16 protein-coding genes are annotated in these 19,685 nt (G+C 71.7%); 11 read left to right on the top strand and 5 right to left on the bottom strand.

Features of this window, described 5'->3' with window-relative positions:
• Nucleotides 1–57: 57 nt before the first annotated feature.
• The 4 genes from OHA88_RS10720 (at nt 58) to OHA88_RS10705 (ending at nt 4,044) form a co-directional block, all read left to right on the top strand.
• Nucleotides 58–1,884 carry an AMP-dependent synthetase/ligase gene (locus OHA88_RS10720; RefSeq protein ID WP_328625295.1) on the top strand — a complete coding sequence of 609 codons (1,827 nt, stop codon included), beginning with the start codon at nt 58–60 and terminating at the stop codon, nt 1,882–1,884.
• 39 nt (nt 1,885–1,923) lie between these two features.
• Nucleotides 1,924–2,400 carry a macro domain-containing protein gene (locus OHA88_RS10715; protein ID WP_328625294.1) on the top strand — a complete coding sequence of 159 codons (477 nt, stop codon included), beginning with the start codon at nt 1,924–1,926 and terminating at the stop codon, nt 2,398–2,400.
• Between the two features lie 59 nt (nt 2,401–2,459).
• The gene (locus tag OHA88_RS10710; RefSeq protein ID WP_328625293.1) at nt 2,460–2,999 is read left to right on the top strand and encodes an AAA family ATPase; all 540 of its coding nucleotides are present in this window, start codon (nt 2,460–2,462) and stop codon (nt 2,997–2,999) included.
• Nucleotides 3,000–3,159: 160 nt separating this feature from the next.
• The gene (locus OHA88_RS10705) at nt 3,160–4,044 is read left to right on the top strand and encodes an oxygenase MpaB family protein (RefSeq protein ID WP_328625292.1); all 885 of its coding nucleotides are present in this window, start codon (nt 3,160–3,162) and stop codon (nt 4,042–4,044) included.
• Between the two features lie 135 nt (nt 4,045–4,179).
• On the opposite strand, the gene OHA88_RS10700 is transcribed toward OHA88_RS10705, so the two are convergent.
• Nucleotides 4,180–5,223: a LacI family DNA-binding transcriptional regulator gene (locus tag OHA88_RS10700; RefSeq protein ID WP_328625291.1), complete on the bottom strand. Its 1,044-nt coding sequence runs from the start codon at nt 5,221–5,223 to the stop codon at nt 4,180–4,182.
• 314 nt (nt 5,224–5,537) lie between these two features.
• On the opposite strand from OHA88_RS10700, the gene OHA88_RS10695 reads away from it, so the two are divergent.
• Both OHA88_RS10695 and OHA88_RS10690 read left to right on the top strand, forming a co-directional pair.
• The gene (locus tag OHA88_RS10695; RefSeq protein WP_328625290.1) at nt 5,538–7,517 is read left to right on the top strand and encodes a Xaa-Pro dipeptidyl-peptidase; all 1,980 of its coding nucleotides are present in this window, start codon (nt 5,538–5,540) and stop codon (nt 7,515–7,517) included.
• Nucleotides 7,514–8,863, top strand: a complete 1,350-nt coding sequence (locus tag OHA88_RS10690; RefSeq protein ID WP_328625289.1) for a M14 family metallopeptidase — start codon at nt 7,514–7,516, stop codon at nt 8,861–8,863. Before OHA88_RS10695 ends, OHA88_RS10690 begins: the two co-directional genes overlap by 4 nt.
• Before the next feature lie 233 nt (nt 8,864–9,096).
• Here OHA88_RS10690 and OHA88_RS10685 read toward each other — a convergent pair whose 3' ends face one another.
• Nucleotides 9,097–10,020 carry an NAD(P)/FAD-dependent oxidoreductase gene (locus tag OHA88_RS10685; protein WP_328629647.1) on the bottom strand — a complete coding sequence of 308 codons (924 nt, stop codon included), beginning with the start codon at nt 10,018–10,020 and terminating at the stop codon, nt 9,097–9,099.
• A gap of 103 nt (nt 10,021–10,123) precedes the next feature.
• Here OHA88_RS10685 and OHA88_RS10680 point away from each other — a divergent pair, with 103 nt between their 5' ends.
• From OHA88_RS10680 to OHA88_RS10670, 3 genes are all read left to right on the top strand, one after another.
• Nucleotides 10,124–11,176: an oxidoreductase gene (locus OHA88_RS10680; protein ID WP_328625288.1), complete on the top strand. Its 1,053-nt coding sequence runs from the start codon at nt 10,124–10,126 to the stop codon at nt 11,174–11,176.
• Nucleotides 11,177–11,270: 94 nt separating this feature from the next.
• Nucleotides 11,271–11,804: a TrmH family RNA methyltransferase gene (locus OHA88_RS10675; protein WP_030930134.1), complete on the top strand. Its 534-nt coding sequence runs from the start codon at nt 11,271–11,273 to the stop codon at nt 11,802–11,804.
• 46 nt (nt 11,805–11,850) lie between these two features.
• Nucleotides 11,851–13,488: an ABC-F family ATP-binding cassette domain-containing protein gene (locus OHA88_RS10670; protein ID WP_328625287.1), complete on the top strand. Its 1,638-nt coding sequence runs from the start codon at nt 11,851–11,853 to the stop codon at nt 13,486–13,488.
• A 186-nt stretch (nt 13,489–13,674) separates the two neighbouring features.
• Here the strand turns inward: OHA88_RS10670 and OHA88_RS10665 are convergent, their stop codons facing one another.
• Together OHA88_RS10665 and OHA88_RS10660 are read right to left on the bottom strand one after the other, a co-directional pair.
• The gene (locus OHA88_RS10665) at nt 13,675–16,083 is read right to left on the bottom strand and encodes a Tex family protein (protein WP_328625286.1); all 2,409 of its coding nucleotides are present in this window, start codon (nt 16,081–16,083) and stop codon (nt 13,675–13,677) included.
• A 137-nt stretch (nt 16,084–16,220) separates the two neighbouring features.
• Nucleotides 16,221–17,084: an SCO6745 family protein gene (locus tag OHA88_RS10660; RefSeq protein ID WP_328625285.1), complete on the bottom strand. Its 864-nt coding sequence runs from the start codon at nt 17,082–17,084 to the stop codon at nt 16,221–16,223.
• A gap of 135 nt (nt 17,085–17,219) precedes the next feature.
• Between OHA88_RS10660 and OHA88_RS10655 the strand changes: the two genes are divergently transcribed.
• Together OHA88_RS10655 and OHA88_RS10650 are read left to right on the top strand one after the other, a co-directional pair.
• Nucleotides 17,220–18,188: a GlxA family transcriptional regulator gene (locus OHA88_RS10655; RefSeq protein WP_328625284.1), complete on the top strand. Its 969-nt coding sequence runs from the start codon at nt 17,220–17,222 to the stop codon at nt 18,186–18,188.
• Nucleotides 18,189–18,198: 10 nt separating this feature from the next.
• Nucleotides 18,199–18,834 carry a DJ-1/PfpI family protein gene (locus tag OHA88_RS10650; protein WP_328625283.1) on the top strand — a complete coding sequence of 212 codons (636 nt, stop codon included), beginning with the start codon at nt 18,199–18,201 and terminating at the stop codon, nt 18,832–18,834.
• A gap of 20 nt (nt 18,835–18,854) precedes the next feature.
• Here OHA88_RS10650 and OHA88_RS10645 read toward each other — a convergent pair whose 3' ends face one another.
• A complete protein-coding gene (locus OHA88_RS10645) occupies nt 18,855–19,619 on the bottom strand; it encodes an enoyl-CoA hydratase/isomerase family protein (protein WP_328625282.1) in 765 nt (254 codons plus the stop codon).
• Nucleotides 19,620–19,685: the final 66 nt, after the last annotated feature.

The following is a 19,685-nucleotide window of genomic DNA, read 5'->3' as shown; positions in this document are numbered from 1 at the left end:
AGTCCCAACCGCCGGTACGGACCCGCACGGTCCGGCCGATGGCGCCAGGAGGCGGCCGTGACCACGATCCTGCGACTTCCCGCCGAACCCGGGCAACTCACGCTCCCCGCTCTGCTGCGGCGCAACGCAGAGGATCACGGTGATCTGCCGGCCCTCTCGTGGCGCGCCGACGGGGCGGAGTCCGGATGGACGACCCTCACCTGGCACGAGGTACGGCGCAAGACCGCCGTACTCGCCGCCGGGTACACCGCGCTCGGAGTGGAACGCGGCGAGCAGGTTCTCATGATGATCGGCAACCGGCCCGAACACTGGCTGACCGACCTCGCCCTCACCCACCTGGGAGCCGTCCCCGTCACGGTGTACGGCACCGCGGCCCCCGAACAGATCGCGCACATCGCCCGGCACAGTCGCGCCCGGTTCGCGATCGTCGAGGGGGCGCGGGAACGGGAACGCTGGGAGCCGCTGCTCGCCGACGTCACCGTACCGCTGGAGAAGCTGGTCGTCGTCGAGGCCGCAGAGGCCGGACCCCACCGTTCCTACGGTTCGCTGCACGCCACCGGAGCCCGGCTGTACCGGCCGGACGCCTTCGAGAAGGCCTGGCAGGAGTCGCGGGCCGACGACCCCCTCACGGTCGTCCACACCTCCGGAACCACCGGCGATCCCAAGGCCGTCCCGATCACCCACCGCAGCGTCGTCGTCAACGCGCTCGCCCTGGACCGGGTGGTCGAGCTCCCCGACCATGTCGCGCACATCTGCTACCTCCCGTTCGCCCATATCGCCGAGCGGATGCTCGGCATCTACCTGCCGGTCTTCCGCGCCTCGCACGTCCACCTCTGCCCCGACCCGGCGGCGGTCGCGGCTGCGGCGCGGGCTCTGCACCCTGCCCAGTTCTTCGGTGTCCCGCGAGTCTGGGAGAAGCTCGCCGCATCTGTGCGGGCCGCCCTTGCAGCCCTGCCGGAGGAACAGCGCGCGGCGATCGACGCAGCGGCCGGGACGGCCCGTGAGCACGTCGCCCACCGCGAGCGCGGCGAACAGCCGCCGGCCGAGCTGGAAGCCGCCTACCGGCAGGCCAGGACGACGGTGCTGGAACCGCTCCTCGCACAGGCCGGCTTCGACAGACTGGTGTGGGCGGCGAGCGCGTCCGCGCCGATGCCGCTCGACGTGGTCCGCTTCTGGGCCGGCTTCGGCATTGTGATCATGGATGCGTGGGGGCTGACCGAGACGGTCGGCGTCTTCACCTGCAACAGTCCGACCGGCTTCCGGCTCGGCTCGGTGGGCCGGCCGCTGGAGGGCCTGGAACTGAGGACCGCGGACGACGGCGAGATCCTGGTGCGCGGCGAGACGGTCTTCACCGGCTATCTGCGCGCCGACGGCACGGTGGAGCGCGCGCTCGACCCGGACGGCTGGTTCGCGACCGGTGACATCGGCCGGATCGACGAGGACGGGTACCTGTGGCTCACCGATCGCAAGAAGGAAATGATCGTCACCTCGACCGGCAAGAACGTCTCCCCGGCCCTCGTCGAGAACACCCTCAAGGAACACCCGCTGATCGGCCAGGCCCTCGTCCACGGCGACGGCCGCTCCTACCTGGTCGCCCTGCTGGTCCTGGACGCCGAGATGGCCCCGGCCTGGGCGGCGGCCCGGGGCATCGACAGCGATCCGGCCGCACTGGCCGACCACCCAGCCATACGGGAGGAGATCGCCCGCGCCGTCGAGGCGGCCAACGCCAGGCTCAACCGGACGGAGCAGGTCAAGCGGTACCGGCTGCTGTCTGCGGAATGGGGTCCGGAGACGGGCGAACTGACCCCGTCGCTGAAACTGCGTCGCCGGGTGATCCACGGCAGGTACGCAGGGTCCATCGAGGCGCTGTACGGGGAGAGCTGAACCCGGCCGGTTGTCAGTGGTGGTCCGTACGGTGGTGTCATGCCGGAGATCACGTATGTACGGGGGGACGCCACCGCACCACAGGGCAAGGGCGTCAAGCTGATCGCGCATGTCTGCAACGACCTCGGCGGCTGGGGCAAGGGATTCGTCCTCGCCGTGTCGCGCCGTTGGCCCGAGCCGGAGGCCGCGTACCGCCGCTGGCACCGCGAGCGCGCGGGCAACGACTTCGGCCTGGGCGCGGTGCAGTTCGTCCAGGTCGGGCCGTATGTGTGGGTGGCGAACATGGTGGGGCAGCGGGGCATGCGTACGGGCAGCAAAGGTGTACCCGTGCGGTACGAGGCGATGGACACGGCGCTGGAATCCGTGGCCGAACGGGCCGTCGAGCTGGGTGCATCGGTCCACATGCCCCGGATCGGATGCGGCCTCGCAGGCGGTAAGTGGTCCCGAACAGAGCCCTTGATCGAGCGTCGGCTGCTGAGCCGGGGCATAGCCGTGACGGTGTACGACTACGAGTAGGGCGCCGGGCGCTGAGCCCGCGTCACCGGTGAACCATCGCCCACCGTAGGCTCCCGGTCATGCGAACCGACAGCGCTCCGGAAGTCCGCGCCCTTCTGATCACCGGCACCGTCGGGGCCGGCAAGACGTCGGTGGCCGGGGCCGCAGGAGAGCTGCTCACCGGCGCCGGCGTGCCCAACGCCGTCATCGACATGGACTGGCTCTGCCGGACCTGGCCCGCGCCCGCCGACGACCGCTTCAACTTCGCCCTGCTCCTGCGCAATCTCAGGTGCATGGTCGGCAACTACCTCGATGCGGGCGTCACCCGGCTCGTACTCGCGGGCGTCGTGGAGGACGCGGAGGACCGGAAACAGTGCGAGAAGGCGGTGGGTGTCGGCCTGTCCGTGTGCCGGCTCCGGGTCGACCTGCCGGTGGTCCGGCAGCGGCTGTCCCGGCGCCACGCGGACGAGCCCGACGCGCTGCGGTGGCACCTGGACAGATCGGGGGAGCTGGACGGGATCCTCGACCGGTCCCGGGTGGAGGACTTCACACTCGACGCCACCTACCACCGCGTCGACGAGGCCGCGGCCGCGGTGCTGGAAGCGGTCGGCTGGCGGTGACACGAGGCACCGTGCCGCTGTGCACACAGTGGCCGCCGGCCGGACCGGCCTCACCGGTCCCGTCGCCCCTGCTGCTCGCCGGCCTGCCCGCGATCGCATACTGGAATACACATCAGCCGGGCACCGGCCCGCGCGTCCGTCGACTGCTGGGAGCCCCCGCATGAGCAGCGAAGCACCCCGGGGCAGGGACCGGAAGCGGGAGCCCGAGCCGCCGCCGCCCGGCGGAGTGCTCTGGAGCCTTGCCGGAGACGTCCGCGCCCTGCTGATGCTGCCCGCCGCCCTCACCCTCCAGGTCGCCCATCCGGCGGTCGGCGCGGGCGTCGACGACCACTCGGTGTTCCGTACGGACCCGTGGGGCCGCGGCGAACGGTCCCTGCGCTCGCTCCAACTCTGGGTGTACGGGGGTGAGGAAGCCGCCGAGGAGGGGCGCAGGCTCCGGAAGCTGCACCGCACCATTCAGGGCACCGACACCCGCGGGCGCCGCTACCATGCGCTGTCACCCGCGAACTATGCGTGGGTGCACGCCACGGGCTTTCCCATCTACCGGCACGGCACGCGGTATCTCGTCCGCCCGCTCACCGAGGCGCAGGAGCGGGCCCTGTACCGGGAATGGCTCCAGGTCGGCCGGATCCTCGGCATCAACGACCGGGACATGCCGCAGTCGATCGAGGAGTTCTGGCCGTACTACCGCAAGGTGCTCGCCGACGAGATAGAGGCGACCGTCGTCGTCGAGGAGCTGGTCGCCACCGACCGGCCGGTACCGCCGCCGGACCGGGGTCCGCTGCCGGTCAGGCTGCTGCTCAAGGCCCTGTGGCCGGTCCTGTTCCCGCCGCTGGCCCGGTTCCGCAGGTTCATCACCATCGGTCTCATGCCGCCGGACGCGCGCGAGGCGATCGGTCTGGAATGGACGGACGCGCAGGAGCGGAAGCTCAGGCGGTTCTGCCGTGTCGTCCGGGCCGTGGTGCCCGTGCTGCCTGAGCGGCTGCGCTATCTGCCGTACGCGCGCCGGGCCCGAGCCGCCCACCGGATGCGGGGCACCCGCTGAGCTCAGCCGGGCCCGCGGTGTTCAGTTGGCCGATGCGCCTTCGGCGACCGCGGGCGTCTGCCGGCCGGTCGCGGCCGCACGGGCTCGTACGCGGGCGGGGGCGCCGGTGCCGATGACGTCCTCCGCCCGGACGGGTCAGGCCGAGGCCCGCCGGACGAGCTCGGTCGGTGTGATCACCGAATCGGGCTGCTCCCCTTCGCCGTTCAGCCGCTGCATCAGCAGTCGCACCATCAACCTCCCCATGCCTTCGACATCCTGACGGACAGTCGTCAAGGGAGGATCGGTCGTTTCGGCGACCTGCTCCATGTCGTCGAAGCCGACCAGCGCCACGTCCTCCGGTACCCGGCGGCCGTGCTCGCCCAGCACCCGAAGGGCGCCGGACGCCATCAGGTCGTTGGACGCGAACACGGCGTCGAGGCCGGGGTGGCGCTCCAGCAGCTCGGCCATCGCCCGGGCGCCGCCCTCGACGGTGAAGTCGCCCTCCACGATCAGTGACGAATCGGCGTCGGGCAGCACATCGCGGTAGCCGTCGATCCGGTCGAGCGCCGACGTCTGGTCGCGGGGCCCCGCGATGTGCCCGATCCGCCGCCGGCCGAGGGAGACCAGATGGCGTACGGCCTCGCGGGCGCCGCCGCGGTTGTCGCAGTCGACGTAGGGGACGGCGTGTTCCGATGCGTCCCCCGGTGTTCCGGGGCGGCCGCCGTAGACCGTGGGCACCCGGAACCGGCGGATGACGGCGGGAAGTTCGTCGTCGGTGTGCAGTGAGAACGCCAGCACGCCGTCCACATGGCCACCGGCCAGATAGCGGGTGACCCGGTCGAAGTCCCCGCTGCCCTCCACCAGGAGGAGCACCAGTTGGGCGTCGTGCACGTTCAGTTCACGGCTGATGCCACGGATCTGCCGGGAGAAGAACGGGTCGGAGAAGATCCGGAACTCCGGCTCGTCGATGATCACGGCCACCGCGCCGTTGCGCCGGGTGACCAGGGTCCGTGCGGCATGGTTCGGTATGTACCCGAGCTCCTCGACCGCCTTGCGGACCTGGTCCACCAGCGGCTGCCGAACCCCCGCCCCGCCGTTCACGACCCGGGAGGCCGTAGCCCGCGAGACCCCGGCGCGGGCCGCCACGGCCTCCAGCGTGGGACGGGCATCACGGGAGGAATCGGGGGTCGGACCGGGCAAGGGACGCTCCTCGTACGCGCGGGAACCGGCCGGAATCGGCCGAGGCTGGCGGAACAGCACGAACCCCACCAGCCTAGGGGGTGCTGTCCGCGACGTCCCGCCCGACCGGTGCCACCGGCCCGAGACCGCGCGCCGTGCCCCACCGGGGAAGGCGGCGCGCGGACCGGCCCTTCGGGGCAGTCCCGGACGTGTCCATGACCTCTGCTGTCACACGGTCGCCCTTCGGCCGTCATGGCACCCTCGACTGCTTCCACGTCACGTCGGCGCGGAATCGCCCCCTGTTGCACAGGAGTTGACCGGGGTACCTTCCGCAGATGCCGATACGTGCGCGGGGCACCCGCTTGACGTACAGATCGCTGGTGGTGGCGGCCTCGGCCGCCCTGATGACCGTCCTGCTCTCACCGGCAGGCGCGCAGGGCGCGAGCCCGCGGGAGAGCAGACCCGTCTACTCGTACGGGAACGCCGTCCGGGAGTCCGTCTGGGTGGACACCGGACTGGACGGCGACGGAAACGGAAAGAGCGACCGGGTCGCCGTCGACATCGTGCGGCCGCGCGAACCCGCAGCGCAGGGCCGGAAGATACCCGTGATCATGGACGCCAGCCCGTATTACTCCTGCTGCGGGCGCGGCAACGAGAGTCAGCTGAAGACGTACGACAGCCAGGGAAATCCGGTCCGGTTCCCGCTGTACTACGACAACTACTTCGTCCCGCGCGGCTATGCCTTCGTCGCCGTCGATCTGGCCGGCACCAATCGCTCCGACGGATGCGTCGATGTCGGAGGCCGCTCCGACGTCCAGTCCGCCAAGGCGGTCATCGACTGGCTGAACGGCCGGGCCCGTGGCTACACCACACGCACCGGCACCGAACGCACCGGAGCCGGCTGGTCCAACGGCCGCACCGGAATGATCGGCAAGAGTTACGACGGCACCATCGCCAACGGGGTGGCGGCGACCGGAGTCGAGGGTCTGCGGACCATCGTTCCGATCGGCTCCATCTCCTCCTGGTACGACTACTACTTCGCGCAGGGCGCCCCCCTCTACGACAGCGGCCCCGAATGGCTCTCCGACTATGTCGAGAGCCCCGAGGCGCGGGCCCGCTGCGCCGCCGTCCAGCAGAAGCTCGTCGACGAGGCGCCCCGCACCGGCGACCGGACGAAGCTCTGGAACGAGCGCGACTACGTGAAGGACGCCCGCAAGGTGAAGGCCAGTGTCTTCGCCGTCCACGGGATGCAGGACCTCAACGTCCGCACCAAGCACCTCGGCCAGTGGTGGGACGCCCTCGCGGACCGGGGCGTCGAGCGCAAGATCTGGCTCTCCCAGACCGGGCACGTCGACCCGTTCGACTACCGGCGCGCCGAGTGGGCCGACACCCTGCACCGCTGGTTCGACCACTACCTCCTCGGCTACGACAACGGCATCGACCGCGAACCGATGGCCGACATCGAACGCCACCCCGGCCAGTGGTCCACCGACAAGGTCTGGCCGCCGCGCACCACCGCGGCCACCACCGTGCGCCCCGGCACCGGCACCACGCCCGGTGTCGGCACCCTCACCCGCAGGCCCGCCCGCCCCGGCGCCACGGAGACGTTCACCGACGACCCGAAGCAGGGCGAGACGGACTGGGCCGCCGACCTGGAGAGGACCACGGGCGCCAAGGCCGGTTTTCTCACCGCACCGCTCGCCCACGACCTGCGGCTCGCCGGCTCTTCGCAGGTGACCGTCACGGCGACCCCGACGACCGCCACCGCGCATCTCTCCGCGGTCCTCGTCGACGTCGGCCCCGACACCATCCGGGACTACGCCGCATCCGGTGAAGGCATCACCACCCTCACCGACCGCACCTGCTGGGGCGCGAGCACCGCCGGGGACAGCTCCTGCTTCAAGGCGACCGAGGCCAGGACCACCACCGTCGACCGGACGGTCTTCAGCCGCGGCTGGGCCGACCTCGGGACGTACGCCTCCGCGGGCAAGGGACGCCCGCTCACCCCGGGCGAGCGCTACACGATCACCGTCGACCTCGCCGCGAGCGACCACGTCGTGCCGGCCGGACACCGCCTCGCCCTGATCGTCGCGGGCACCGACAAGGACCTCATCGACCCGCCGGACTCCACCCCCACGCTCACCCTCGACCTGGCCCGTACGTCCGCGAAGCTGCCGTTCGTCGGCGGCGCCGCAGCGTTCGTGCGCGCCACCGCGGGCCCCGCGCCCGCGACAGCCACCCCCCGCGTATCCCGTCCCGAGGGCGTGGCACCGCCGCGTCCCGCACACCGCATCCCGGGAGGCAGCCGCTCATGACACCCCGTATCCCGATCGTCCGTCAGCTCCGCGCCCGGCCGCGCCCTGGTCGCCTCGGCATCCGTCGGCCGGGGGCCCGGTACCTGTCCCTGACGGCCGCGGCCGCGGTTCTGGCCGTGCCCCTGGTCACGGTCCCGGCCGAGGCCGCGCACACCCCGCCCCGTACCGGCTTCGAGATCAGCAACGGGGCCCACTGGACCGATCAGCCCGAGGAACAGTCATTCCTCGCCGCCGTCGACCGGGGCAGCGACCGCGTCTCCATCGACCGGATCGGCACGACGAAACAGGGCCGCCCGGTCCAGCTCGTCCGTATCGGCAACCACCACCCCACGTCCGACACGATGCTGCTGATCTGCAGCCAGCACGGCAACGAACCGTCCGGCCGCGAGGCCTGTCTGACCACCGTCCGGGATCTCGCGTACGCCAAGGACCCCGCGACCCGCGCCTTCCTCTCCCGGACCGATGTCCTCGTCGTCCCCACCGCGAACCCCGACGGGCGGGCCGCGAACACGCGCGGCAACTCCGACGGTGTCGACATCAACCGCGACCACATCGCCCTGCAGACCGCCGAGGCCCGTGCCATGGCCGCGGTGATCCGTGACCGGAAGCCCGATGTGATCTACGACCTGCACGAGTACGGTGCCACCCCGCCGTACTACGACAAGGACCTGTTCGTCCTCTGGCCCCGCAACCTCAACACCGACGACCGGGTGCACGGCGAATCGCAGACGCTGGCCGAAGAGTATGTCCGGCCCACCGCCAAGGAGGCCGGCTACAGCAGCGGTCTCTACGGCATATGGACCGACCCGGTCACCGGCGACCCGATCAAGCAGACCGCCGGCGACGGACAGGAGCGCATTCTGCGCAACACCGCGGGCATCAAGCATGCGGTGGGCCTGCTCATCGAGTCCCGGGTCGACGCCCTCACCGACGCCGAGAAGGCCGACCCGGCGCTCAACAGCCGACGTCGCGTCGATTCGCAGCTGGCCGCACTCGACGGGCTGTTCAGCTTCACCGACGAGCGACGCGGGCGCATCGAGGCCGCCACGGCCGCGTCCCGTACGGCAGGGTTCAAGGACCGCGGTCCCGTCTACCTCGGCGGCGCCGACAACGAGGCGGCCGAGCCCGCCGAGATCCTGCAGGACCCGCCCTGCGGCTACCGGCTGACCGCCGCTCAGCTCGCCGACGTCAAGGACGAACTCGCCCTGCACGGTGTGACGTTCCGGCGCGACGGTGACGGAGCGTACGTACCGCTGCGCCAGTCGGCCCGGAACCTGGTCCCCCTCCTCCTGGACGAGCGGGCCACATATCACCTCACAAACGGGCAAGCCGATACCGCTTGTTGATCCAGTGAACGGCACGATGCGTGTGGTACTGGCTACGGAGAGCGAATTTCGGCTTCCGTGAAAGGTGCCACTCGTGTCGCAGGACGAACAGGGGACGGGTGGCCGGGGGGATCTACCGGTAACGGCGGATCTGCCCGGCGACCCGCCCCAGGACCGGCACGGGCGTCGTCACCGGCGCGTGGCGGCCGTGCGATTGAGGACACAACGGGGCCCGAGCCCCCGCACCCGGCGGCTCAGCCCACCAACCGGGCCGCTGTCTCCGCGCAGCCCCAGGCAACCGTCACCCCCGCGCCACCGTGCCCGTAGTTGTGGATCAACCGCCCCCCGCCCGGCAGCGGTTCGGCCTCGATCCGGACACCCGCGTCGCGGGCCGGACGCAGCCCCGCCACGTGCCCGATGATCCGCGCCCGAGCGATCTCCGGCCGGATCCGGGCACACCGGGCCACGATCTCCCCGGCCGTACCGGGATCGGGCACCGTGCTCCAGTTGTCCACCTCGGCCGTGCCGCCGAGGATCAGCCGCCCGGGCTGCGGGAAGTAGTACGTGGTCGCCTCCGACGCCGGGTCCGCCTCGGTGAACCACTCCTCGATCCCCGGGTTCTCCACCAGTACCAACTGGCCGCGCACCGCTCGCACCCCGGCATCCGGGACCAGTTCCCGGGCCCCGAGACCGGTGCAGTCGACCACCGCCGTGGCCTCCGCCGCCGCTTCGTCGAACGCGGTGACCGCGCGCTGCTCGACCGCAACCCCTGCCGCCCCGAGCCGCCGCTCCAACCACCCCAGGTACACCGGCATGTCGATCAGCGGCAGCCGGGCCCGCAGCCCGTCCGCCACCTCCACCAGGTCCTTCAGCTGCCCCGCCCACGGCCCGAGCACGGCGAGCCGCTCGCCCCGGTGCAGGCCGGTGACCAGCCGTACACCGGTCTCCTCCGAGCGCCCGGCCAGCTTCTCGTACCTCCGCAGCGACGTCAGTGACCAGTCACCGACCAGCTCCGCCGGCTCGATCCGGTAAGGCCACCACAACGCGCCCGCCACGGCCGATGCGGTCGCCATCGCCGGCTCCCGGGACCAGACCCGCACCCGGTGACCGCGCTCGACCAGCACCAGCGCCGTGGTCAGTCCGCTGACCCCGCCGCCCACCACGATCACGTCCGACACTTCTGCCCCGCCCGTCCCATCGGCCCATGCGCTGCTCACGGGGACGCTAACGGAATGCCCGATGCCGTGCTCACAAGAGGTCCGAGCCGGGAATACTCGGGTCATGTCTGCCGAGTACGCGACCTTCGGCCTTGCGCCGGCGATGCGAGCCGGTGGAGTCCTCGCCCATGGCGACTATCAGGTGCACCGGGACTTCATGGACTTCATCGTCGACGGCCGCCCGCTGCTGTTCCAGCTCACCGACCTCGACGCCGTGTCCCCGCTCGCCTCCGACGTACCGCCCGCGATCTTCACCACGCACGTGCGGCGCCTGCTCCTCGAAGTGGAAGCCCCGCTCGCCGACGGGCGCTACGTGATCTACGGCTGCCCCGAGTGCGAGAGCCTCGAATGCGGGGCGGTCACCGCTGTCATCGAACGCGACGGCACCGACATCGTCTGGCGCGACTTCGCCTGGCAGACGTACGAGACCGTCGACCTGGAGCAGAGCGGCTACCACGGCATAGGGCCGTTCCGCTTCGACGGCTTCCAGTACCGGCAGGAACTGGAACGACTGCTTCCGCCCGTGCCGGCGGAGGGCTCCGAGCCGGGGCCGGACGTGCCCGCCGGGCGCCGCGTCCTACTGATCGGCGCCCGCGTCGCCGTACTCGCCAAGCTCGCCGCCGCACTCCGCGCCATCGGGATCGGCGCCGACATCACCGCCGACGTCGCCCAGGTGGCGCCCGACGAGCTCCGCGGCTACCGCGCTGTGGCCTTCGGCCGTGCGATCACCGAAGACGAACGCGCCGCCGTGCGGCGGGCATTCACCCGGGCCGGTGCGGACGTCGCCTACGTCGACGGCCTCGCCCCGGTCATCCCCGTGCTGGTCGCCCAGATCGAACATGCCCTGGACCGCAGCGCACCCGCCCAGCGCCGTCTGGTCCGGCTGGCGGCGGCGGACGGCACGGCCGGAGTCCACGTCACCTCGTCCTGCCGGGTCAGCCTCGTCGCGTACCGCCTCGACCGGCTGTACCGCACCCACACCCAGGAGGTCTTCGACGGCGTCCTGGAACCGGGCGAGCACCGAATTCCACTGGACGCACGGGCGGTGAAGGGGCAATCCTTCATCGTGGCGCGCACCATGGGGAGCGTGCTGGTCGCACCGATGGTGCACCACTGAGCTGGAAGTCGATGGCCCCGGCGAGCCGCCAATCGCCGCACACGATGCCTCGTACGCACCACCACTCGTCCGGGAGGTCCGCCTCCGAGCCGCGATGAGCGGCGACCGGAGCGGGCCCGCGATCCGTACCCGTACCCGCACGGAACTCCGCCGCACCCGGCGCCCGCGCGCACATTCCTGCTGGGACCACCTCTACGCCGCTCCGCTCTGGCCGCTGCACGGCGCGAATCTCGGCACCCTGGCCCGCACCTGTGACGCCGTCGGCGCCTGCCTCACCGTGCCCCGCCACCCGTGGGTGCCCGAGGCCCTGGCCCGCGGCAACACCCTCCGCAAACCTCTCTGCACCCACTGGACCGGCGATCCCCTCGGCTGGCTGCAGAAACAGCGCGAGCGCGGTCTGCGGATCGTCGGTGTCGAACTGGCTGACGAGGCGATCCGCCTCGCCGACCTTCCCGCGGCCCGCGAACCGACCGTGATGGTCCTCGGCCACGAACAGCAGGGCATCCCTCCCGAGGCCCTGGATCTCCTCGACACCTGCGTCGAGATCCCGATGATCGGCACCGGCGCCAGCCTGAACGTTGCCGTGGCAGGATCTCTCGCCCTCTACCGACTGGCCGGCCTGCTCTGACACCCGTCGAGGGCGAGGCCGGGCGCCGATTAGGATCGGGACCCTGATGACTGCCACTCTCGTCGCCAAGGACCTCGCCGCCGGACACGGCGACCGCACACTCTTCGCCGGGCTCGACCTCGTCGTCGCGCCCGGCGACGTGATCGGTCTCGTCGGAGTCAACGGAGCCGGAAAATCGTCGCTGCTCCGGCTGCTCGCCGGACTCGACCGGCCGGAGGAGGGCGAGCTGCGGCTCTCCCCGCCCACCGCCACCGTCGGCCACCTCCCGCAGGAGCCGGAGCGGCGCCCGGACGAGACCGTGCGGGAGTTCCTCGCCCGCCGGACCGGTGTCGCCGACGCCCAGGCGGCGATGGACGCCGCGACGCAGGCCCTGGTCGACGAGGCGCCGGGCGCCGACGACGCGTACTCCGACACCCTCGAACGCTGGCTGTCCCTCGGCGGCGCCGACCTGGACGAGCGTGCCGAGGAGATCGCCGCCGACCTCGGTCTGACCGTCGGCCTCGACCTGCCGATGACCGCACTCTCCGGCGGCCAGGCCGCCCGCGCCGGACTCGCCTCGCTGCTCCTGTCGCGGTACGACATCTTCCTGCTCGACGAGCCCACCAACGACCTCGACCTGGACGGCCTGGAGCGCCTGGAGCGCTACGTCTCCGGGCTGCGCGCAGGCACGGTTGTGATCAGCCACGACCGCGAGTTCCTGATGCGCACGGTCACCAAGGTCCTCGAACTCGACCTCGCCCAGCAGCAGATCAACCTGTACGGCGGCGGTTACGCGGCGTACCTGGAGGAGCGCGACCGCGCCCGCCGGCACGCCCGCGAGGAGTTCGAGGAGTACGCCGACAAGCGCTCCGCCCTCGAGGGGCGGGCGCAGATGCAGCGCGGCTGGATGGACAAGGGCGTCAAGAACGCCCGCCGCAAGGCCACCGACTCCGACAAGATCGGCCGCAAGTTCCGCAGCGAGGCGAGCGAGAAGCAGGCCGCGAAGGCCCGGCAGACCCAGCGCATGATCGAACGGCTCGATGTCGTCGACGAACCGCGCAAGGAATGGGAACTGCGGATGGAGATCGCGACGGCCCCGCGTTCCGGTTCGGTCGTCGCGACACTGCGTGACGCACAGGTCGTACGCGGCGATTTCGCGTTCGGTCCGGCGTCGCTGCAGATCGACTGGGCGGACCGGGTGGCGATCACCGGCGCCAACGGAGCCGGTAAGTCCACCCTCCTCGCGGCGCTGCTCGGCCGCCTCCCGCTGGACTCGGGCCATGCGACGCTCGGCTCGGGCGTGGTGGTCGGCGAGGTGGACCAGGCCCGGAAGCTGTTCCACGGCTCGGAGTCGCTGCTGGAGGCGTTCTGCGCGGCCGTCCCGGACACCGAACCCGCCGAAGTCCGCACGCTGCTCGCCAAGTTCGGGCTGCGCGCGGACCATGTGATGCGCCCCGCGACGACGCTCTCCCCGGGCGAACGCACCCGCGCGGCACTGGCCCTCCTCCAGGGTCGGGGCGTGAACCTCCTGGTCCTGGACGAGCCCACGAACCACCTCGACCTGCCCGCGATCGAGCAGCTGGAATCGGCGCTCGACTCGTACACCGGGACGTTGCTGCTGGTCACGCATGACCGGCGGATGCTGGAGGCGGTGCGGACGACGAGGCGCGTCGAGGTGGCGGCGGGCAGGGTGACCGAGGCCTGACGGCCTTCCGGGGCTCCGCCCCGGCTCCGGGTCTCAATCGCCGGCGACGCCCGGATGATGTCGCCGGACGGGCTGGGCTTTCCCCGGACGGACACCTTCAGCCCGTCCGGCGTCAGAGACCCGGTTTCGGGAAGGGGCGGGGTGGGGGCAGCCCCGCTCGGCGGAGCGCCCCCACCCGCGCCGTCGTCAGCGCTTCTTCCCGCCCTGCTTCGGATCCGCCAGTCCCGCCCGCCGCAGCGCATCCGCCATCGCACTGTTCACCGGCGCCGGCGCCGGACGGGCAGAGGCACCGCCACCACGCCGCTCGCGGTCCTGACCGCCCTGGCTCTGGCCCTGCCGCTGCCGCGGCGGCCGGCCACCCTGACCGCCCCGCTCGGCCCGCTCCCGCTTCGCGCCGCCGCCCTGAGGCGCCGCCCCCGCCGACGCCTCGTCGTCCAACCGCAGCGTCAGCGAGATCCGCTTCCGCGGGATGTCGACGTCCATCACCTTGACCTTCACGATGTCGCCCGGCTTCACCACATCCCGAGGGTCCTTCACAAAGGTCTTCGACATCGCCGATACGTGCACCAGACCGTCCTGGTGGACGCCGATGTCCACGAACGCCCCGAACGCGGCAACGTTCGTGACAACCCCTTCCAGCACCATCCCGGACACCAGATCGCCGATCTTCTCGACGCCCTCCTTGAAGGTCGCGGTCTTGAACGCCGGCCGCGGGTCGCGCCCCGGCTTCTCCAGCTCCTTCAGGATGTCCGTGACCGTCGGCAGACCGAATTTCTCGTCCACGAAGTCGTCGGCCCGCAGCGACCGCAACACTCCCGTGTTGCCGATCAGCGAAGCGACGTCACTGCCCGTCCTCTTCACCATCGCCCGCACCACCGGGTACGCCTCAGGGTGCACGCTCGACGCGTCCAGCGGGTCGTCGCCCCGGATCCGGAGGAAGCCCGCGCACTGCTCGTACGCCTTCGGACCGAGCCGCGCCACATCCTTCAGCGCCCTCCGGGACCGGAAGGGGCCGTTCGCGTCCCGGTGCGCGACGATGTTCTCCGCGAGGCCGGAGCCGATGCCCGAGACCCGTGAGAGCAGCGGCGCCGACGCGGTGTTGACGTCGACACCGACGCCGTTCACACAGTCCTCGACAACCGCGTCCAGCGAACGCGACAGCTTCACCTCGGACAGATCGTGCTGGTACTGGCCGACACCGATCGACTTCGGGTCGATCTTCACCAGTTCGGCCAGCGGATCCTGCAGGCGCCGAGCGATGGACACCGCGCCGCGCAACGACACGTCCATGTCGGGGAGTTCCTGCGAGGCGAAGGCCGAGGCCGAGTAGACCGAGGCGCCCGCCTCGGACACCATCACCTTGGTGAGCTTCAGCTCCGGGTGTTTGTCGCACAGCTCACCGGCGAGCTTGTCCGTCTCGCGGGACGCGGTGCCGTTGCCGATCGCGATCAGGTCGACGGAGTGCTCCCTCGCCAGCCGCTCCAGCTTGGCCAGCGACTCGTCCCACTTGTTCGCCGGGACGTGCGGGTAGATCACGTCCGTCGCCACGACCTTGCCCGTCGCATCGACGACCGCGACCTTCACCCCGGTACGGAAGCCGGGGTCGAGCCCCAGCGTGGCCCGCGTCCCGGCCGGCGCGGCGAGCAGCAGATCGCGCAGGTTCGACGCGAAGACCCGTACCGCCTCGTCCTCCGCCGCCGTACGCAGCCGCAGCCGCAGATCGATCCCGAGATGGACGAGGATCCGGGTCCGCCACGCCCAGCGCACGGTGTCGCCCAGCCATTTGTCGCCGGGGCGGCCGCGGTCGGCCACGCCGAAGCGGCGGGCGACCATGTTCTCGTACGTCGACGGGCCCGGCTCGGCCGACGGCTCCTCCGGCTCCAGGACCAGGTCGAGAACGTCCTCCTTCTCGCCCCGCAGCATCGCGAGCACCCGGTGCGAGGGCAGCGCGGTGAACGGCTCGGCGAAGTCGAAGTAGTCGGCGAACTTCGCGCCGGCCTCCTCCTTGCCGTCCCGCACCTTCGCCGCCAGCCGCCCGCGGGACCACATGCGCTCGCGCAGCTCGCCGATCAGATCCGCGTCCTCCGAGAAGCGCTCGGCCAGGATCGCGCGGGCGCCCTCCAGCGCCGCCGCCCCGTCCGCGACGCCCTTGTCGGCGTCCACGAAGGCAGCCGCCGCGGCGAGCGGCTCGACCGACGGGTCGGCCAGCAGCCCGTCGGCGAGCGGCTCGAGCCCAGCCTCCCGGGCGATCTGCGCCTTCGTCCGCCGCTTCGGCTTGAACGGCAGATAAATGTCCTCAAGACGGGCCTTGGTGTCGGCCGCCCGGATCTGCGCCTCCAGGGCCTCGTCCAGCTTGCCCTGCTCGCGAACGGAGTCGAGGATCGCGGTACGCCGGTCCTCCAGCTCCCGCAGATACCGCAACCGCTCCTCGAGCGTGCGCAGCTGCGCGTCGTCGAGCATCTCGGTCGCTTCCTTGCGGTAGCGCGCGATGAACGGCACGGTCGACCCGCCGTCGAGCAGCTCGACGGCCGCCTTCACCTGCCGCTCGCGTACGCCGAGCTCCTCGGCGATCCTGCCTTCGATGGACGTCGTCACGGTTTCTACCGACTCGCCTTCTCGTACTGGCTGTGCTTACCGGGGGCCAGGGCACGCCGTGGCTCCTTCGCCAGCATTGTGCCGCGTGGTCGGGCGCCGTGTCGCCCGACCACCCCGTTTGTCGACCGGTCGGCGGCTCAGCCCTTGCCGATCAGATCGGCCGGGAACGCACCCTCCGAAGCCGCCGTGAACAGGAACCCGCGCGCCAGCTCGGTCAGCCGCGCCACGCCCTCCGCGCCGAGATGCTCGTACGGTGCCGCGTCCATCCGGTCGGTGACGTCCTCCAGCTCCGCGCGCAGCGCCACGCCGGCCTGGGTCAACTCGCCCTCGCTGTCGAGCAGTCCACGGCCGCGCAGCCGCTCGGTCGCGTCCTCCCAGTCGGTGCGGCGCCAGCCGCGGGTGGCGAGAACCCAGCGAGGCGACATGCCCTTGCCGGTCGCGGTGTGGCTGGCCAGGGCCTCGACCGGGTCGAGACCGGCGGCGAGGAGCGCGGCGAGATGGCCGTCGCCGCGGTGTTCGCGCAGCAGTGTCGCGGCATGCCAGTACGCCAGGTGCGGCTGCTCGGGCACGGGCAGATCGGCGTGGGCGGCGTACAACGGCCGGGCGTGTCGGGTGCACGCCTCGGCGGCGCGCAGCGCCAGCTCCGCCGCCTCCGCCAGTTCGGGGGAGTCGATGATCTCCGGGCCGAGCAGCCGGCGCAGCGTCGTGTCGACGGCGCGCAGCCGGGCGTCCAGGACCGCCTCCGGTGAGGCGACGGACCACACCGCGGGCAGGTGCCGGGCGACGAGCTCGTGGTTGAAGTTGTAGAAGGTCGCGGTGACGGTGCCCGGTCCGACAGCTCCCAGCGCCGCCCCGCGTGCGGCGAAGTAGGCGGCATTCGAGTCGTCGATGCCGAGCTCTCCGAGCTCCTTGCCGAGGTCGGGGGAGAAGTAGACCGTCGAGTGCAGCGGGTTGACGGCGTTGTGGCAGCGGCGTCCGGCGAGCGGCGGCAGAGTACTCATGCCCGCACGTTACCGACTGGTCGGTACGTGACGGAACCCCGGGGGGCGAGGTCCGGTCCGCACGGATCCCGGATGGCAGGAAAGGTGGGTTATTCGTCATTGCGGCCATCTTCGCGCCCTACAAGGATGGACGACATGACGCAGCGATCCGTACTCGTCGTCCTCTTCGACGGCGTCCAGAGCCTCGATGTGACCGGGCCCATGGAGGTCTTCGCGGGGGCTGCCCGCTTCCCGGACGTCACGTACGACCTGCGTACCGCCTCACTGGACGGCGCACCGGTCCGCACGAGCGTCGGACTGACTCTCGTACCGGACGGCAGCCTCGCCGACGCGGAACCGCCCCACACCCTCCTCGTCCCCGGCGGCCAGGGCACCCGTACTCCCGCCCCGGCACTCGTCGACTGGCTGCGGGTGCACGCCCCGCACGCCGAGCGGCTCGTCTCGGTCTGCACCGGAGCCCTGCTGCTCGCGGAGGCCGGACTGCTGGACGGGCACCGGGTGACCACGCACTGGGTGGTCGCCGAGCACCTCGCCCGCAGCTATCCGGCCGTCGAGGTCGATCCGGACCCGATCTTCGTACGCGACGGGAAGCTGGCCACGTCCGCCGGTGTCACCGCGGGCATCGATCTCTCCCTCGCTCTCGTCGAGGAGGACTTCGGCAGGCAGATCGCGCTCACCGTCGCCCGGCACCTCGTCGTCTTTCTGCGGCGGCCGGGCAACCAGGCCCAGTTCAGTGCGCAGCTCACCTCGCAGATCGCCTGCCGCGAACCACTGCGCGAGGTCCAGCACTGGATCACCGGGCACCCCGGTGACGACCTCTCCGTCGAGGCGCTCGCCGCCCGCGCCCGCCTCTCGCCCCGCCACTTCGCCCGCGCCTTCCAGGCCGAGACGGGGCAGACACCGGGCCGGTATGTCGACCGTGTCCGGCTCGAACACGCCCGGCGGCTCCTGGAGGACACCACCGACGGGGTCGCCCAGATCGCTCACGCCTGCGGGTACGGCACCCCGGAGGGGATGCGCCGCGCCTTCATCAAGACCCTCGGCACCGCGCCCGCCGAGTACCGGCGGCGGTTCCGTCCCCAGCCCGTGACCAGCACCAGCTGAAAGGCTTGCCATGCAGATCGCCATCGTCCTCTTCGACCGCTTCACGGCACTCGACGCCGTCGGCCCCTACGAAATCCTCTCCCGCACCCCCGGCGCCGAGACCGTCTTCGTCGCCGAGCGGACCGGCCCCGTGCGCAACGACAGCGGCAGCCTCGCGCTCGTCGCCGAGCGGACCCTCGCCGACGTACCCGCCCCGGATCTGGTGATCGTCCCCGGCGGCCCCGGCCAGAGCGCCCAGATGGAGAACGAGACGCTGCTCGGCTGGCTGCGCGCCGCCGATGCCGGCAGCACCTGGACGACCTCCGTCTGCACCGGCTCGCTGCTGCTCGCCGCGGCCGGTCTGCTGGAGGGGCGGCGGGCCACCTCGCACTGGCTCGCCCTGGATGTCCTGAAGACGTTCGGCGCCGAGCCGACCGGCGAGCGCGTCGTCATCGACGGCAAGTACGTCACGGCCGCCGGCGTATCGTCCGGCATCGACATGGGGCTCACCCTGCTCGGCCGGATCGCAGGCGACGAGCACGCCCAGGCCGTACAGCTGCTGACGGAGTACGACCCCCAGCCGCCGTACGACGCGGGGTCACCGGAGAAGGCGCCGGCCGCGCTCGTCGAGGAATTCCGCGCCAAGAGCCGCTTCATCCTCCGCTGAGGGCTGTCCCGGTCCGACGCTCAGGTCGTCCAGGTGAAGCGCGGTGCCCGCCGCTCCAGAAAGGCGGCGACACCCTCCGCGGTGTCGCCGCTGCGGCGCGCCTGCTCCGCCCAGTACGCGTCCCGGTCCTCACGTCCCGCGGCGAACTCCTTCGCCGCCGCCTGCGTCAGCTGCGAGCGCGAGGCCAGGATCCGTACGTACGACTCCACCCGCTTGTCCAGCTCACCGGCCGGCAGCACCTCGTCCACCAGACCGGTCCGCAGCGCGCGCTCCGTCCCGATCAGCTCGCCGGAGAACAGCAGATGCTTTGCCGCGGCGGGGCCGATCAGCGCGACCAGCCGCCGGGTGGACGACGCGGCATAGACGATCCCCAGCTTGGCCGGGGTGACGCCGAAGGACGCGCCCTCCTCGGCGAACCGCAGATCGCAGGCGGCCGCCAGCTGGCTGCCGCCGCCCACGCAGAAGCCGCGCACGGCGGCGAGCGTCGGCCGGGGAAAGGCCGCCAGAGCCCCCTCGGCCGCCACGGCGAGCGCCTGCGGATCGTAGTCAGGATCGCCCGCCCGGTTCCGGAGCGAGGAGATGTCCGCACCCGCACAGAAGGTGTCCCCGGCGCCGGTCAGGACCAGGGCGCGCACGGCGGGGTCGGCGGCCAGCCGCTCCAGCAGTGCGGGCAGCGCCTGCCACATCGCGGCCGTCATCGCGTTGCGCTTGGCCGGGTTGCTGATCACGACGGTGGCGACGCCGTCCGCGACGGTGTGCTTCAGCTGCGGTTCCTCACGGTCCATGCGCCGGATGCTATCCGTACTGTTCGAACCTATGATCAAGAAGGGGTCGCGAAGCAGGCACGCACC

Origin of the sequence: Streptomyces sp. NBC_00353 (assembly GCF_036108815.1) — a bacterium.
Taxonomy (GTDB): domain Bacteria; phylum Actinomycetota; class Actinomycetes; order Streptomycetales; family Streptomycetaceae; genus Streptomyces.
The sequence above is the reverse complement of the archived record's forward strand: the minus strand, read 5'-3'. Positions and strand labels throughout refer to the sequence as shown.

Bases quoted from the DNA above. Each gene is read 5' to 3' on its own strand.
- OHA88_RS10715 (WP_328625294.1), top strand. From the start codon at position 1,924: ATGCCGGAGATCACGTATGTACGGGGGGACGCCACCGCACCACAGGGC.
- OHA88_RS10710 (WP_328625293.1), top strand. From the start codon at position 2,460: ATGCGAACCGACAGCGCTCCGGAAGTCCGCGCCCTTCTGATCACCGGC.
- OHA88_RS10705 (WP_328625292.1), top strand. From the start codon at position 3,160: ATGAGCAGCGAAGCACCCCGGGGCAGGGACCGGAAGCGGGAGCCCGAG.
- OHA88_RS10695 (WP_328625290.1), top strand. From the start codon at position 5,538: ATGCCGATACGTGCGCGGGGCACCCGCTTGACGTACAGATCGCTGGTG.
- OHA88_RS10690 (WP_328625289.1), top strand. From the start codon at position 7,514: ATGACACCCCGTATCCCGATCGTCCGTCAGCTCCGCGCCCGGCCGCGC.
- OHA88_RS10680 (WP_328625288.1), top strand. From the start codon at position 10,124: ATGTCTGCCGAGTACGCGACCTTCGGCCTTGCGCCGGCGATGCGAGCC.
- OHA88_RS10675 (WP_030930134.1), top strand. From the start codon at position 11,271: ATGAGCGGCGACCGGAGCGGGCCCGCGATCCGTACCCGTACCCGCACG.
- OHA88_RS10670 (WP_328625287.1), top strand. From the start codon at position 11,851: ATGACTGCCACTCTCGTCGCCAAGGACCTCGCCGCCGGACACGGCGAC.
- OHA88_RS10660 (WP_328625285.1), bottom strand. From the start codon at position 17,084: ATGAGTACTCTGCCGCCGCTCGCCGGACGCCGCTGCCACAACGCCGTC.
- OHA88_RS10655 (WP_328625284.1), top strand. From the start codon at position 17,220: ATGACGCAGCGATCCGTACTCGTCGTCCTCTTCGACGGCGTCCAGAGC.
- OHA88_RS10650 (WP_328625283.1), top strand. From the start codon at position 18,199: ATGCAGATCGCCATCGTCCTCTTCGACCGCTTCACGGCACTCGACGCC.
- OHA88_RS10645 (WP_328625282.1), bottom strand. From the start codon at position 19,619: ATGGACCGTGAGGAACCGCAGCTGAAGCACACCGTCGCGGACGGCGTC.